Source organism: Nocardia sp. XZ_19_369, from assembly GCF_015355715.1.
GTDB lineage: Bacteria > Actinomycetota > Actinomycetes > Mycobacteriales > Mycobacteriaceae > Nocardia.
Map to the genome: position 1 here is coordinate 854,846 of NZ_JACVED010000002.1, position 13,964 is coordinate 868,809.

The 13,964-nt window shown below is 66.0% G+C and carries 14 protein-coding genes; 6 read left to right on the forward strand and 8 right to left on the reverse strand.

Annotated elements, in window-relative coordinates; all coding sequences use genetic code 11:
* The first annotated feature begins 292 nt into the window (after nucleotides 1-292).
* On the forward strand, nucleotides 293-2,125 hold the full coding sequence (locus IBX18_RS09890) for a hypothetical protein (protein ID WP_306796208.1): 1,833 nt from the start codon (nucleotides 293-295) through the stop codon (nucleotides 2,123-2,125).
* 111 nt (nucleotides 2,126-2,236) lie between these two features.
* On the opposite strand, the gene IBX18_RS09895 is transcribed toward IBX18_RS09890, so the two are convergent.
* The gene (locus IBX18_RS09895) at nucleotides 2,237-3,052 is read right to left on the reverse strand and encodes an alpha/beta fold hydrolase (RefSeq protein WP_194833400.1); all 816 of its coding nucleotides are present in this window, start codon (nucleotides 3,050-3,052) and stop codon (nucleotides 2,237-2,239) included.
* Nucleotides 3,053-3,310: 258 nt separating this feature from the next.
* Here IBX18_RS09895 and IBX18_RS09900 point away from each other — a divergent pair, with 258 nt between their 5' ends.
* The 3 genes from IBX18_RS09900 to IBX18_RS09910 all read left to right on the forward strand — a co-directional run bounded on the left by IBX18_RS09900 (nucleotide 3,311) and on the right by IBX18_RS09910 (nucleotide 5,771).
* On the forward strand, nucleotides 3,311-3,901 hold the full coding sequence (locus IBX18_RS09900) for a TetR/AcrR family transcriptional regulator (RefSeq protein ID WP_306796209.1): 591 nt from the start codon (nucleotides 3,311-3,313) through the stop codon (nucleotides 3,899-3,901).
* Nucleotides 3,898-4,737: an alpha/beta fold hydrolase gene (locus tag IBX18_RS09905; RefSeq protein WP_194833401.1), complete on the forward strand. Its 840-nt coding sequence runs from the start codon at nucleotides 3,898-3,900 to the stop codon at nucleotides 4,735-4,737. Before IBX18_RS09900 ends, IBX18_RS09905 begins: the two co-directional genes overlap by 4 nt.
* A 116-nt stretch (nucleotides 4,738-4,853) precedes the next feature.
* Nucleotides 4,854-5,771 (forward strand): alpha/beta fold hydrolase, encoded by a 918-nt coding sequence (locus tag IBX18_RS09910; RefSeq protein ID WP_194833402.1) that lies wholly within the window; start codon nucleotides 4,854-4,856, stop codon nucleotides 5,769-5,771.
* 59 nt (nucleotides 5,772-5,830) lie between these two features.
* Here IBX18_RS09910 and IBX18_RS09915 read toward each other — a convergent pair whose 3' ends face one another.
* Genes IBX18_RS09915 through IBX18_RS09930 form a run of 4 tightly spaced genes read right to left on the reverse strand, consistent with a single transcriptional unit; the run spans nucleotide 5,831 to nucleotide 8,270 of the window.
* Nucleotides 5,831-6,103 (reverse strand): hypothetical protein, encoded by a 273-nt coding sequence (locus IBX18_RS09915; protein WP_194833403.1) that lies wholly within the window; start codon nucleotides 6,101-6,103, stop codon nucleotides 5,831-5,833.
* A gap of 10 nt (nucleotides 6,104-6,113) precedes the next feature.
* A complete protein-coding gene (locus IBX18_RS09920) occupies nucleotides 6,114-7,589 on the reverse strand; it encodes a hypothetical protein (RefSeq protein ID WP_194833404.1) in 1,476 nt (491 codons plus the stop codon).
* Nucleotides 7,586-7,897, reverse strand: coding sequence for a WXG100 family type VII secretion target (locus IBX18_RS09925; RefSeq protein ID WP_194833405.1), 312 nt, complete (start codon nucleotides 7,895-7,897; stop codon nucleotides 7,586-7,588). Before IBX18_RS09925 ends, IBX18_RS09920 begins: the two co-directional genes overlap by 4 nt.
* A 43-nt stretch (nucleotides 7,898-7,940) precedes the next feature.
* The gene (locus IBX18_RS09930; protein ID WP_194833406.1) at nucleotides 7,941-8,270 is read right to left on the reverse strand and encodes a WXG100 family type VII secretion target; all 330 of its coding nucleotides are present in this window, start codon (nucleotides 8,268-8,270) and stop codon (nucleotides 7,941-7,943) included.
* A gap of 267 nt (nucleotides 8,271-8,537) precedes the next feature.
* On the opposite strand from IBX18_RS09930, the gene IBX18_RS09935 reads away from it, so the two are divergent.
* Nucleotides 8,538-8,963 (forward strand): DoxX family protein, encoded by a 426-nt coding sequence (locus IBX18_RS09935; protein WP_194833407.1) that lies wholly within the window; start codon nucleotides 8,538-8,540, stop codon nucleotides 8,961-8,963.
* A 7-nt stretch (nucleotides 8,964-8,970) separates the two neighbouring features.
* Here the strand turns inward: IBX18_RS09935 and IBX18_RS09940 are convergent, their stop codons facing one another.
* Both IBX18_RS09940 and IBX18_RS09945 read right to left on the reverse strand, forming a co-directional pair.
* Nucleotides 8,971-10,185 carry a DUF418 domain-containing protein gene (locus IBX18_RS09940; protein WP_194833408.1) on the reverse strand — a complete coding sequence of 405 codons (1,215 nt, stop codon included), beginning with the start codon at nucleotides 10,183-10,185 and terminating at the stop codon, nucleotides 8,971-8,973.
* A gap of 119 nt (nucleotides 10,186-10,304) precedes the next feature.
* On the reverse strand, nucleotides 10,305-11,069 hold the full coding sequence (locus IBX18_RS09945) for a hypothetical protein (protein WP_194833409.1): 765 nt from the start codon (nucleotides 11,067-11,069) through the stop codon (nucleotides 10,305-10,307).
* Between the two features lie 406 nt (nucleotides 11,070-11,475).
* Between IBX18_RS09945 and IBX18_RS09950 the strand changes: the two genes are divergently transcribed.
* A complete protein-coding gene (locus tag IBX18_RS09950; RefSeq protein WP_194833410.1) occupies nucleotides 11,476-12,372 on the forward strand; it encodes a PD40 domain-containing protein in 897 nt (298 codons plus the stop codon).
* Nucleotides 12,373-12,393: 21 nt separating this feature from the next.
* On the opposite strand, the gene IBX18_RS09955 is transcribed toward IBX18_RS09950, so the two are convergent.
* Nucleotides 12,394-13,815 carry a S8 family serine peptidase gene (locus IBX18_RS09955; protein WP_194833411.1) on the reverse strand — a complete coding sequence of 474 codons (1,422 nt, stop codon included), beginning with the start codon at nucleotides 13,813-13,815 and terminating at the stop codon, nucleotides 12,394-12,396.
* Between the last annotated feature and the right edge of the window lie 149 nt (nucleotides 13,816-13,964).

The window sequence follows — 13,964 nt, forward strand, 5'->3', positions numbered from 1 at the left end:
CATGCGGACACACCGTCAGAAGCCGTCCGACTCGTGGTAGATCACCTGCCCGACGGCTGCCGAGCAGCCGTCGACGCGACCGCTGTGGAACTCAGCAACTCTCATTCCATGACGGGCCCGGACGATCGAGCGGCAAAGACGCAGCCGGGCGAAACCGGATCTGCGCCCACGCCGCCATGACCGTCTGAGCCGGGGCGATCTCGGTCGAAACCACCATCCGTTGATCTTGGCGAACTGCATGAACCATCGGGCAAACTCCTGACAAATCTCCCAGTGACGTGGGTCTCGGTCCGTGGCAACGTCACTGACCGTGGCAAATGCGGCGCGGCGTCTCGGACGGTCGGTACAGCAGGGTGGGCGGCGCGGCGAGCGCCGAAATGGTTGGGCGGCAACGGTGGTGATGACGGTGGTGGCCGCCGGTCTGGTCCCGCCGGGATCGGCGGCGGCGGCCGAGGAACCGCCCGCGTCGGTGGCGACGGACCGCCAGGAGCAGCAGGTCGCGACGCGGGACGGAATCGCGGTGTCCTACGTGAGCTTCCGGCTGCCGTTGCCCGCAGGGGTGGCCCCGCACCCGGACGCCTGCGATCGCACCGGGTACCTGCGTTATCGGCCCGTCGGCGGTCCGGAGAACTCGCGCGACGCCGACGCGGTGGTCGTGCAGCAGCAGGGATTGGGCGGCGGCGCAGTCAATTCCGAGGGTGTCGCTGGCAATACCGTGCGCTCGGCGAAATCCCTCGGCCGGAACATCGAGTTCTGGTCGCTGGCACGGCGTGGCGCCTGCTTGGATGAGACAGCGGGCTTCGACTACGCGCTGCAGACCGGGAACTACCTGGACGCGGTCGATTACTACTTCAACGGCAAGCCGATCGACGGGCGCACCTTCCCCGGCTTCAAGCAATCGCAGGACCTGGCCATCCTCGACGCGATCGGCGTGGAGCGGGTGATCAGGGACCAGTACGAGATCATGCTGCACGAGGTGCCGGATCAGGCCGAGCGGCAACGGAAATACATCTGCACCGGCATTTCGATGGGCGGGATGGTCACCGGGTTCTTCTCGGATTGGGATTTCGACGGCAACCCGGCCACCCAGGCCGACGCCGGCTACAACCAGTGCGCCGCCTTCGCCGCCCAGGACTCGATGGTCTCCTCGGATCCGGCCGCCATCCAGAACACGCCGTTCTTCAGTGACGTCACCAACGCGCTCATGGGCCCGACCAACACCGTGCTCAAAGCGGGATTCGACAGCGGGTTGCTGCCGATGCGCACCCTCGGCCCCGTTCCGGTGATCGGCACCAAAGCGATGATGCTCTACCGACTCGCCGGGCTCGCCGCGCATCTCGCACCGGACGAGGAGAGCCAATTACTGGCCCACCTGCACGATCCGGAGGTGGAGACCACACTCACCACCATGTTCGGCCAGAGCTGGGCGGCGGTCGCGTCCGGCGGCTCGAATGGCGAGGGCACCATCCGCGACTACCGGTTCACCAATACGGCGCTGCTCGGCACGTTCATCGACAACAACTCCGGCAATTTCGCACTGCTGCAACAGGGTGTCGGCGCACTCGCGGGTGGTCCGGTGCAGGAGAAGACCTTCCCCAATGGCGGTGGAGCGACCCAGGTTCCGGTATTGGGCAACTACTTGCGGATGAGCGCGGGCCCGCAGACGCGGGTCGCGCCGACCGATCGGAACGTGCTCTACACGTGGCGCAACTACAACGACGTCGTCGGCGTGCCGTGGACGGCGCCTAGCCGGGAGACCTCCGACATCCACGCCGTGGCAAGGCAATTGGGCACCGGTGCGCCAACCGCATACTGGGAGACCTACTTTCCGGCTCGCATGGTCATCGATCTCGGTGCCGGCTTCACCGGCGCTCGCAGCGGCAACATGGTGAATCTGCGCTACCACAACATGAGTCGCACCAAACCGAACTTCATCGCCTACGCGGGCGACAGTGTCGTCCAGTACGGCGTGGGTACCTGGATTCCGACCGGAGCCACCGCCCAAGTTGAAACTCTGCCGGGCTATACGCATATCGATACGATCGGTGCGGCCGCGGTGCAGAACAACGGAAAGCCGGACTACAGCGGTCAGTACCTGGCCGAGTTCATCCGTGGCCTCACCTAGCCAGACGTCACCCCACGGGTGATGACTCCGAGCGGCCTCGACCCTCATCGGGTCGCCCGGTGAACGTCCTGGGCGGCGGTGCGGGCAGAACCGCCGCCCAGGACACCACCTTCAGCCGAGCACTTCGCGCAGTCGGATGACGAAAGTCGCTGGGTCGTCGACGAATCCGATGTGCCCGCCCGGGAACAGGGTGGGCTCGACACCGATCCGTGCGGCCAGCGCCCGCGTGGTGTGATCACAGAACTGGTCCGTCGAGTCGCCGCCGATCCCGGCAACCAGCCGGACCGGCGTCGCGCGCAATACTTCGAAATCCGGCTCCCACCACACGGTTCCGGTGATCTCGTGCAGGAACCAGTAGCGCTCGCTGGCCACCTGCGCCGGATCGCGGTCGCCGCCGAACATCTGCTCGAGTACCGGCTCCGGCATCTCCATGTTGGCGTTGGCGAAGAACTTGCGCCAGGCGCCCAGTACGTCACCGCTGGCGTAGGTGGCGGCGAGATCCGCTGTGCTCGTGCGCAATTCACTGTCGAGCACGACGTTCAGCGGCGGCTCGTGCGCGATCGCGGTGCTGACGAGTTCCGGGCGCGCCTGCACCAGCGCCAACGTGGTGACAGCGCCACCGCTGGAACCGAAGACCACGGTGGGTCCCGCGTCGAGGTGGACGAGGATCCGGGCCAGGTCGTCGGCGCGCAGTGCGGGGGTCGAGTCCTGTTCCGGGTCGTCGAGCACGCTGCTCTTGTGTCCGCGCGGGTCTATGGTGAGCACCGTGTGGTCGGTGGCGAGCAGGTCGGCGAGCGGGGCGAAGGCGGCGGCGTCCATCGGGGCGCCGACCAGTGCGATCAGCGGTCCACTGCCGCGCACCTCATAATGCAAGCGGGCGCCGGGGACATCGAGGGTGTGGGTGGCGACGGACGAGGTCTGGGTCATGAGTTCTCCTCTGCGAGTGCTACGTGCTCACGACTGACGACGGTGCGTGGGTGCGAAACTCATCGACGACCGTGGGGATCCGCCGCATGCCGGGACTGGATCACCCCGGTTCGCCGAGAACCGCCTGGATATCGCTGGGCAAGCCGTCACACAGGTGCGCGGTCCAGTCGTGGCCGACTCGGTCAGCGCCGGCCGGGGCTTGCCAAACCTAATATGCCTAGGTTATAGGCTAGGCGTACTAGCTAAGGAGGTGTCCACATGATGGCACGAGCCGGTTTGACCGCCGAACGGGTCACGCGCGCGGCCGCCGACCTCGCCGATGAGATCGGGTTCGAGAAGGTCACGATGTCGGCGTTGGCCAAGAAGTTCGGCGTCAAGGACGCCAGCCTCTACTCCCACGTCAAGAACCTGCAGGAGCTGCGGGCGCGGGTCGCCATGCTCGCCGCCGGCGAAAAGACCGACCTCATCGCGACCGCCGTCGCGGGACGCGCCGGCCGTGACGCCCTCGCCGCCTTCGCGCACACCTGGCGCGAGTACGCGCTGCGATATCCGGGCCGCTACGCCGCGACCCAAGCGCCGGTGTCGCCCGGGTTGGTCGAGCCGACCCCCGGCGCGGTGCGCGGCATCGAACTCACCTACGGCATGCTGCGCGCCTACGGCCTCACCGAACCCGACCTCACCGACGCGGTCCGGTTGCTGCGCAGCACTTTTCACGGCTACGCCGCGCTGGAGGCGACCGGCGGTTTCAGCCACTCCCGCGACACCGCCGCCTCCTGGGAACGCATCATCGACGCGCTGCATGTCACGCTCGAGCAGTGGCCGTCCAGCAACGAGAAGGACGAGAAATGAGAACCGGCACCCTGAAAGTCCCCGGCGCCACCCTCTACTGCGAGGTTCGCGGCGGCGGCCCCCTGCTTCTCTTGCTACCCGGCAGCGGAGGCGACGCGGCCGTGTTCGACCCGATCGCCGACATCCTGGCCGAACATTTCACGGTCGCCACCCTCGACCCGCGCGGTTACTCGCGCAGCATTCTCGACACCGCCGAGCCGGTCGGCGAGCTGGTCGCGACGCAACGCGACGACGCCTACCGACTGCTCGAAACCCTTACTCCCGCAGGTGAAGACGCCTACGTCTTCGGCGGAAGCGGCGGCGCGGTCATCGCCCTGGATCTGCTCATCCATCACCCCGAACGGCTACGCCTCGTCATCGCCCACGAACCCCCGTGCTTCGCAGTACTTCCCGACGCCGTCGAACAGAAGGCGTTCATCGACGAGGTCTACACCCTGTTCCGCACCGAAGGTGTGGCAGCCGCGGGCGCCCGCTTCCTCCAGGGCATCGGCGGCACCATGAAGCCCATGGCCGACCCCGCCGACCTCCCACCCCGCGCCGCGGAAATGCTTCACCGCCTACACGCGAATGCCGCGCCCATGATTGCCAACGAACTCCGCCCCATCACCTCCTACAAACCCGACGAGACCGCCCTCGCCGCCCACACCGACCGCCTCGTCCTCGCCGCAGGCCGAGAAACCCGAGGCCAGCTCCCTCACCGACCAGCTGCCACTTTGGCCGCTCATCTCAACCTCCCCCTCACCGAATTCCCCGGTGGACATAGCGGTTTCACTGACGAGCCCACCAAATTCGCACAGCAACTTTTAGACCTACTCCTCGCCGCCCGGGTGCCGTAGTACTCCAGCCGGACTTCGGGGCCGTGGTGTGGCGTCATGAAGAACACCAGGGGACCGATGAGTTACTGCGGCTGAGGTGGTCTCTTCTTGCGACACGCAACCGTAGAGGAGTCCCTATGCCGCTTGATGTCCAACGATCGCCCGAGCACCTGGTCACCGTCGGCGACGCCGACCTGTGTGTGACTACCTTCGGGTCTTGGCGGCAGCCGCCGGTGCTGCTGCCGAGCACCTCGCGCCTGTTCTGGGAAGACGAGTTCTGCGAGCGGCTCGCCCGCGCCGGCCGTTTCGTCCTGCGCTACGACATCCGCGACACCGGCCGGTCGACCGCCTATCCCACCGGCTCGCCCGGCTACACCCTCCGCGACTTGGCCTCGGACATCATCGGACTGCTGGATGTCTTCGAACTTCCCCGAGCACACCTGGTCGGCTTCTCCGTCGCCGGATGGATCTGCCAGCTCGCCGCCCTCGACCACCCCGACCGCGTCTCGGCCCTGACCCTCATCAACACCCGCCCAACATCCCCCGGCCCGGCAGACCCAGACCTGCCCGACCACTCGGACCGGATCAAAGAATCCTTCACCAAGACCCCAGCTCCGGACTGGTCCGACCGAGCAGCAGTCATCGACTACTGCGTCGAACAGGCCCGGATACGCGCAGGCGCAAACGGATTCGACGACCAGGAGGGGCGGCACCAAGCAACCCGAATAGTCGACCGCACCACCAACATAACCTCCAGCATGCTCAACCTGGCATACGTCGAGGCAGGCGACCGCTGGCGGGAACGCCTGAGCAACCTCACCGTGCCGACCCTCGTCGCCCACGGCACCGACGACCCATTCTTCCCGTACGGCAACGGTGAGGCCATGGCCCGCGAGATCCCCGTCGCCACCCTCCTCCCCCTGAACGGCATCGGCCACGAACTCCCACCCACCACCTGGGATCAACTACTCGCCGCCATGCTGGCACTCCAGCCGGAATCCGTGACCGATGAAGGTGCTGCACAGCGAGCTGCACCACGCCCGGCCACCGCGTGATCATGTCGCGTTCGTTTGTGACGCAACAGAATTAGCGACGGCCGCAGCTCACTGCCTACCTAGTCCACCGGGTTGCCGTGCTGGTCGAACCATTGACCGTTCACGACGGTCCAGCCCTCCCACTCGGTACCTTCCAGGTCATCGGAGAACCGGCCGCCAAATCCTGCCGGCATGGTCCCTTCCGGTGGCGGGGCTGCCGCACGGATGTCGGCGTCGAACTGGTCGAGTATCGCCTGGTTACGGGCGAACTCTTCCGGGGTCGGCAATTTCATTCCGGCCGCTTCGGCTTCTTCACGGGTATAGAAAATCTTCCCGCCAACTTCTTTCGGCATTATGCCCTCCCTACATTTCTGACATGGTGATCAAGGTACGGCCGTCACTGAGCGGCGTTTTACTGTGAACCATGAAATTGGTATTCGGTGAAAACAGGATCTCGTCGGGAGTTCCGTATTGGCTGTAGTCTCGGCCATTTTTGCTGACTATGCGTATTTCCACCTTGGAATTGTTCACCAGGGTGTCGTTCGATCCTTCGGGCTTGTTGCTGGTGGACATGAACCCCTTGTCGCTGTAGGGCTGGTCGGGCACGAATTCGTCCAGAGATTCCGGGCGCATGTTCGTGTGGCGCACCACCGGGCCTTCATGCTTGGGTAGTTTCTCCATGGCCTTGGTGAGGTCTTCGATCTGCTTGGCTTGGGCGGGGGTGAGGTCTTCGCCCTTACGCAACAGCCGGGACAGGGAATTGCCGCGCGGGTCGTTGATGCCCTGCTTGAGGACATCGATCTCGGCTTGTGTGAGAGGTGTAGCGGCCGGTGTGGTCGCGCGCCGGATTTTGGGGACGCCGTTCGGCGCCAGCTCTTCGAGGCGTTTGCATTCCTGTACGGCGCGGGCAAGGTCTTGGTCGAATTTCACCCCCGCCTTGATATTGCGGGCTCTCTGCCAATTCTCGATCAGGGTGCGCATGGGGCGCGCGTAGCGGGCACAGATGGCTGCGGCACCGGCCAAACCGATGGCCGCACCGGCCCCGAAAGTGATGAAGGAGGACGCGACCGAAATGGCAGCCGTGATCGCGAGTTCTTGGATCAGCGCGTCGCGGACCAATTCCAGTTGCTGGCGGAGTTGGTCGCGCAGTTCGTCCAGGGCCGCGCGGTGATCGCGGCAGGACTGTGCCAGATCCCCCATGGCTGTGAGCACCTGCTCCGCAGCAACTTTCAGAGCTCGCAGATCCTCATCGATGAACGCCGCTTCAGGGGCGATGATGTCTTGGAACGCGACGGCACCCGCTTCCAGGATCCCCGGAAACGCGGCGGCCCCGTCGGAAGTCCGGGCACTGTCCCAGGTCAGCCCAGCGTTCGAGATGGTGGTCGCATTGCCGTCGGGAATGGTGAGGCCGATCTTTTTGACCAGGCCGAGCCCCTCGTCCACCAATCCCTGACCGGGACCACCGGCGCTGGGCAGCGGCTTGCGGCAGGCCAGCACCGGAAACGGCGGTTTCGGCGGCTGGACCGGCGCAGGACCGGCGCCGATGGTCGCGCCGTGCTCATCGAGCGCGCGCTGATAACCCATCTCGTTGAGGACGATGGCGTAGCTATGCGCGGCGGTGGCGACCTTCTCCACCATCTTCAAGATCTCGGTCGCGCGCTGGTCATAGGACCTTCCCCACGCGAGAGCGTCCTCGTAACTGCCCGCCATGTCGGTAGCTTTTTCAAGCTCCGGCCAGCGCGCATCGATTGCCGCCCACCAGGCCGACGCACCCGCAGCCACCTTGGCAGCAGTGTCGTAGTAGACCGTGGTGTCGACGTCGAGAACAGTTCCGGTCACTGCGCGACCTGACCGCTGCGGCCCAGCATGGCGAGGTTGGCGGCGGTTCCGCTCTCGTAGGAGGCGTGGGCGGCCGCTGCGGCGGCGCGCATCTTGTCGAGTCCTTCGGTCATGCGGGCCGCGGCGGCGACCCATTCGGCGTGGGCGGTGGCGTGCGCGTCGGCGGCGGCACCGTTCCAGGTCGATTGCACGGTGGCGATGCGCTGGTCCAGTTCGGTCAGGGAGTCGGCGACGAAGGAGTTGAGTGCGGCCACCTTGGCGGTGACGGCGTCCAGGTGTGCGAGGTCGACGCGGTATTGGTCGGTCATAGAACGTTGTCCCCCAACGGGTCTCGGTGCGGAGCGATGACTGTCAGGGCAGGTTCAGCGAACTTACCGCGGCGGCATTGCCGGTGTCGGTGGCGGCGCTGCGGTCGACGACGACGCCGAGCAGGTCGGCCATGTCGGCGAGAGCTTCGAAGACGTCCAGGGCACCGCGATGGACTTCGTCCCACGCGGTGGAGTACGCGGTCGCCGCGGTGCCGCGCCAGCTCGACTCGAGCGCGGTGACGTCGGCCGAGGCCGAACGCAAACCGTTGATGAGGTTCTGGGCGGTGGTCTGCACGTAGCGGCCGGCGTCGCTGACGTGGTCAGGCACCAGGTTGAAGGTGTTCGGTGCCGCGTTGGCGGCGCTCTCGGTCAACGGATGCTCCTTGAGGGGGTCGGGGCACTCTATGCAAGGTTGGACGTGCCCGGGTCGCCGACGGTTCCCTCTAAATCTATCGGTTCGGAAAACCGCATCGCGGGCCACCGTTGCGCACCCCTCCGAATGCCGGGTTGCTCGCGTTGTCTGCGCTGCGGACGTGCGGCACCCAACTAGGGCGGGTGTCCGATGACAGACACCTCACCGCTTTGCGCGTCATTGCTTCGCGCAGAGGTTGGCTGCCGAACTTATGTGACACTCGTAGCTATGCGCCCGCAAACTCGAACTGCCGACATCTGGCTGCTCTGTTGCCGCATCAGCGTGGGGCTGATGTTCCTGATCGGCGCATTCAAGAAGGTCACCGATCTCGACTGGTTCCGCGACGAGTTCGTCGCACTCGGCGCACCGTTTCCCCACCTCACAGCCCCGGTCACAGCCTGGATCGAGCTCGTCGGCGGCGCTCTGCTCATACTCGGTGCCCTCACCCGAGTCGCGGCCGCCGCTCTCGCTGCCACCATGGTCGGTGCGCTGTGGCTGTCGGTAATCCCTGCAATAGGCAAGAACTTCCACACTCTTCCCGACCGCGTCAGCAACTTCTTCTACGCCCCCGAATGGCTATTGCTGCTTATCCTCGCGCTGCTGGTCAGCATGGGCGCAGGTCGCGCTTCTATCGATAGTCGGCGCCACGCATAGCTCGGCATCAATCCGCCTGTGCCGGAACCTGTTCCGGCTTCCGCCACCACTGCGGAAGGGACAGATACGTCGCGGCCCGCAGCACCCACTCCACCGGCCCGTACTGGTGATGACGCAACCACCAGGTACTCAACGCCAGCTGCGCGGCATAGGTGACCAAGGCAATGGCGACGACGCCGAGCGGTGGAATCTCGTCGACCAGCGCAAGCCCATAACCGGTGTAGATCAGCATGAGCACGATGGACTGCCCGATGTAGTTGGAAGCCGCCATCCGCCCCGCAGGCGCAAGGTGCCCGATCACGGCCGCGGTGCGCGGAGACTGGGTGAGGCAGATGATGCCCGCTATGTAGGCGAACGTCATCAGCGGATTGACCAGCTGCTGAATACCAGGCCAGACACTCGGCATGATCATCCAGTTCATCGATCCCGCGAAGCTGCCCAGCGACACCGGCAAACCGACTCCTAGGCCGACGACCAGGAACCAAGGTGCCCACCGCCGCAACGTTTCCTGGTCGCTGAACAGCTGTCGTTTCCCCGCCGCCATACCGATCAGGAACATGCCGAGGCTGGTGAGGCCCTGGGTGAACCAGATCAGGCCGATGAATATGGGAGCGAGCCATATCTGCGTGCCGAGGGTGTCTTCGAGGGTGCCGGTATAGCCGTTGTGGATCCGCTGAAGGTCGAACAAACTGGACAGCGCGGCGATTTTGTCGTCCTCGGCCGGTAGGAAACTCCACCCGCACCACACCACATACAGCACCGCACCGGTGATCACGGCGGTGCGCGGCCTCAGTTTCTTCAGCGGGATCAGGATCAGGCACAGGAACGCGTACAAGGTGAGGATTTCACCGATCCACAGAAAGAACACGTGCGCCAGCCCGATCACCATCAACGCAAGGCAGCGGCGCAACAGTCGCGCGTTGGCCGAGACACCCGCGCGCTGGGCCGCCGCGATCTGCAGCGTGAACGAGTAGCCGAACAAGAACGCGAACAGCAGATAGAACCGGCCGGAGAACAAGGCCTCGACCACCGCGTGCACCGTGTGGTCGAGGCGACTGTCGAAGCGCGGTTGCGGGTTGTCGCTCGTCCCGTTGTACGACCACAGAGCGCTTGCGACGAGGACGTTGGTGATGAGGATGCCGAACAGCGCGAATCCCCGGAGAATGTCGACCTCCGCGATCCGTCGACCCGAGACCGCAGCGGGGACAACCGATTCCGACATACCAGTGAAGTTAGCCTGCCGAACCGGAACCGCGCGTCCGTCAACGGGCTGACAACCGCGCCGATCTCCAGGGTGCCGCGACTGCGACCTGCGGCGTATTGACAATAGCCACCTGGCGGTCACGCCAGATCGGCCACCTCCAGGTAGATCTGCCGTTCGACGGCGATCTCGGCCAGAAATCCTTGTGCGCCACCGGATGCGGCGGTCGCCGGGAACGCCGCGACGGCCAGCTCGCCTGCGCGCAACCGCATGCCGGTGAACTCGCGCTGCCCGAGAATGATCGGCTGTGCCTGCTCGAAGGTCTTCCGGACGACCTCGTCCGCGAGTGGCTCGCCGAGCAGGTCGGTCACCGTTCCCGGCACGATCCAGGCCGAAACGATCTGATCGAAGCTCGGCTGACGGGTGATGTGATGCGCCAGATACATCCGGCTCGGCCGGCCGAAGCACAGATGCGTGAGCAGTCCGCGACCGCGTTCGCGATCCGGATCGAGTTCGGTGAAGTGGACGACACGTCGCACGGTGGCGAGTACGTCGCTGGCGATCGCCATGCCATCGCGTTCGCGCCTGCCCCGGATCAGCGTGCCACGGAACGACTTGCGCGGGCGCACACGCCCCGGGTCGAGCTCCGCGATCGGGAAGTCCTCCGGATCGAACGTGTGAATGCCGGTGTAGCCGGACCGCCGGTCCGCGCCGAGTGCCCGGCTGCCGCGTTCGTCGAGTGCGACCTCGAGCAGCACCTGGTAGTTGTAGGGCGACTGGAACGTCGGACGGTACGACAGGTAGCAGTCGAGGCCGGTGCCGAAGGCGACCATGCCGTGCGTGCCCGCACCACCTGCCAGTCCGGGCTGATGATGTCCGGAGGTACGAATGTGGATGGCGCTCATGACCCCGCCTCGCTCTCGCTCATCGCATCAGCGACTGCGTTGTCGATTCGCTCGCTCATGATTTCGCTCCTTTCTCCGCACCTTCAGAGTGCCGACATCTCGGCCCGCTGCCACGAGTGCTCGACTACTCGAATCCGCAGGTAGGGGCTACTCGGTAGGGGTAGGGGCGCACTCCGCTATGGGGTGGCCGATCATGCTGTGGCATGCGGTGCCAGTTCGCATGCTGCGCCGTCCGGGGCAGCCGCCGCCCGGAGCACGAGGGCTTCGACGCGCTGATGGGGCCGGCCATCGCGTCTCGTTCAGTCGCGCCGCTGAACCAGCGGTGGCCCGGAACGCGCCGAGCAGCTTGGTACGGGTCGCGGAATTGCTTCGCCGCGAAGGGGTTCGCGTGGCTAGGTTGGTCGGCATGCGGAAAGTGAAAGTCGCGCTACGACATGTGGTTGTCGGCGTTGCGCTGTCCGGACTGATCGTCGGCTGCGGTTCGGAGCCGTCGGGCCCGGACCAGTCACCCCATTCGGAGCAACCGCGACGGACGGAGAAGGTGGTGTTCCAGGACGGCTGGCAATCGATCTTCGTCATGAATCCCGATGGCACCGATGTGGTTCGGATCGGCGAGGGCAACCATCCGAGTTTTTCCCCCGACGGATCGAAGATCGTGGTCGGTGGCACCGCTATTTCGACGATGGATCCGGACGGCAGTGACGTGCGGCGAATCACCGACGGCGGTTACGGCCCCAAGTTCTCCCCCGATGGATCCCGGATCGCCTTCGCCCGCGGCGGTGCCATCTATGCGATCAATTCCGACGGCAGCGACCTGAAGCAGCTCACCGCGCCCCCGGATCCGACGGCTCCGCCCGGCCCCGGCCAAGCCTCGTCGCAGAATCCCGCGTTCTCCCCTGACGGTTCAAAGATTCTGTTCACCAGGACCGGCGCTATTTGGGTAATGGCAGCCGATGGAACACACGCGCGGCAGCTGCTGGCGGATCCGTTCTGGAACTCCGACCCGGCCTTCACGCCGGACGCCACGAAGATCGTCTTCACCAGTAACCGGGGTGGGAAGAACCGCTCCGAGATCTACGTGATGAATGCCAACGGTGCCGATGTCCGTCCCCTCACCGATGACGCGACGGTGCACCCGGCGTTCTCGCCAGACGGCTCGAAGATCGTCTACACCCGCAATCCGGCACCCGAGCCGGGTGCCCAGATCTGGGTGATGAACAGCGACGGCAGCAACGCCCGCCAGCTCACCGATCCGAAACAGACTGCTCAGCTTCCGAGTTGGGGTGCGGGCACCGGTCGATGAGCCTTGATCGCCGGACGTCGATCAGTAGGGCGCGGCCATGGCTTTCAGATCGGGCAGGTTGCCGATGCGCTGACTCGCCGGGCGTCCCGGTGCGCTGGTCTGGGCTGATCCGGTAGCCCGCAGCAGCGCGCGTATCTCGGCGGGCGTTTTCCGGGAATCGGCGACCGCGCTGATGCCTTGAAAACTCGCGATCGCGCCGGTGACGATCGGTGAGGCGCTGGACGTTCCGCTGAAGACGTCGGTATACCAGAGGTCTTCGTCGGAGCCGCCCTGCAGATCGCCGTATCCGGTGGTGGTCACTTCCCTGCCCCAGCCCTGGGCGTCGGCGCGGGAACCGAAGTTGGAGAAGGCCAGCCGGGACCGGCCGGGACCGTGGTCGCGGCCGTGGAAGCCCTGCGGCGGCGCACCCGCTCCGACGACGATCGCACCCGAGTCAGCCGCACCACCGCGGAACGGGTTGCGCCACGAGGCGGGAAACTCGGCGGGGCGCCGGTCGTAGAGGGCGGCGTCGAGGTCTTCGGCACCGTTTCCGGCCGCTTCCACCACGATGACGCCGCGGGCGCCGGCGTAGCGAATCGCCGCGAGATCGTCGGGCCACCATTCGATCGCGATGTAGCCCGCTTGGTCCGGGCGACCCGCATAGTCGAAACGCGGTCCGGGACGGTGCAGTTCGAGCAAGATGACATCGCCTGCACCGAGCGCGTCGGCGGCGGTGCGGATCGCGGCGGCCGAGCCAGGTCCGAAGATCGACACCGCGCGAATGAGGGCGTCGGGTGCGATACCGGTGATGCCGTAGGCGTTCACGTCCCCGCTGATCTCGCCCGCGACCGCGGTGCCGTGGTCGCGCCAGCCTCGAGCCGGCGAGGGGTTGCCGCCGATCACACCGCCCTGGCCGATCATCAGGTCTTCGTGAGTGAACCGCCATGCGCCTTCGATATCGATCACGCGCACACCCTGACCGCGTCCGCCCGGCATGGTCCACGCCCACCGGGCGTCGACGCCCTGCGGTGCGGGGTCGAGGTAGCCCTGGCGCGCTTGGAAATTCGGGGTGACCGGTGGTGCGTCGTCGGCCCGCGCAACCGGCGCGCCGTCGGGTGCGATCGGCGGTTCGGCGGGCGGTTTCACGTAAGCGCCGTCGACCTCATCGTCTTCGCGCAGACGGGCGGCGACTGCCGCGAGATCCTCGGTGACGCCATGCACGGAGAAGTACTGGAGATACACCGCGGCAACGGGCTCGTGCGCGGTTCCCGCAACGCGAGCGGGCAGGCGGTTGGCGGGGCCGAAGATCCGCGCGAGCCGACAACCCTCGGGCAGTAGCGTGGTCAACCGCGCCTCGGTGCTCTGACTTTCGCGCAAGACGGCCGAGGTGAGTGCGGTGTCCGCACCGTTGGTGACCACGATCAGCTCGGCCGGCGATCGAAGCGGACGTTGCTGGAATGCCATGGTATTCAGTCAACCCCGTGCACGGGAGCGGCACTACCGTAATGCACTACGCATCTTCCCCGAGCGCATGCCGGCATGGTGTGCACGAGGGTTGGGTGAGAACCGTGCGCCACCGCGATGTCCCGCTCGCCGTCGGACTCCGTGTCGAA

What these genes read in the sequence shown, in the direction of transcription:
- IBX18_RS09950 (WP_194833410.1), top strand. Translation starts at nt 11,476, where the DNA reads ATGCGGAAAGTGAAAGTCGCGCTACGACATGTGGTTGTCGGCGTTGCG.
- IBX18_RS09925 (WP_194833405.1), bottom strand. Translation starts at nt 7,897, where the DNA reads ATGACCGACCAATACCGCGTCGACCTCGCACACCTGGACGCCGTCACC.
- IBX18_RS09935 (WP_194833407.1), top strand. Translation starts at nt 8,538, where the DNA reads ATGCGCCCGCAAACTCGAACTGCCGACATCTGGCTGCTCTGTTGCCGC.
- IBX18_RS09905 (WP_194833401.1), top strand. Translation starts at nt 3,898, where the DNA reads ATGAGAACCGGCACCCTGAAAGTCCCCGGCGCCACCCTCTACTGCGAG.
- IBX18_RS09945 (WP_194833409.1), bottom strand. Translation starts at nt 11,069, where the DNA reads ATGAGCGCCATCCACATTCGTACCTCCGGACATCATCAGCCCGGACTG.
- IBX18_RS09940 (WP_194833408.1), bottom strand. Translation starts at nt 10,185, where the DNA reads ATGTCGGAATCGGTTGTCCCCGCTGCGGTCTCGGGTCGACGGATCGCG.
- IBX18_RS09910 (WP_194833402.1), top strand. Translation starts at nt 4,854, where the DNA reads ATGCCGCTTGATGTCCAACGATCGCCCGAGCACCTGGTCACCGTCGGC.
- IBX18_RS09915 (WP_194833403.1), bottom strand. Translation starts at nt 6,103, where the DNA reads ATGCCGAAAGAAGTTGGCGGGAAGATTTTCTATACCCGTGAAGAAGCC.
- IBX18_RS09955 (WP_194833411.1), bottom strand. Translation starts at nt 13,815, where the DNA reads ATGGCATTCCAGCAACGTCCGCTTCGATCGCCGGCCGAGCTGATCGTG.
- IBX18_RS09900 (WP_306796209.1), top strand. Translation starts at nt 3,311, where the DNA reads ATGATGGCACGAGCCGGTTTGACCGCCGAACGGGTCACGCGCGCGGCC.
- IBX18_RS09895 (WP_194833400.1), bottom strand. Translation starts at nt 3,052, where the DNA reads ATGACCCAGACCTCGTCCGTCGCCACCCACACCCTCGATGTCCCCGGC.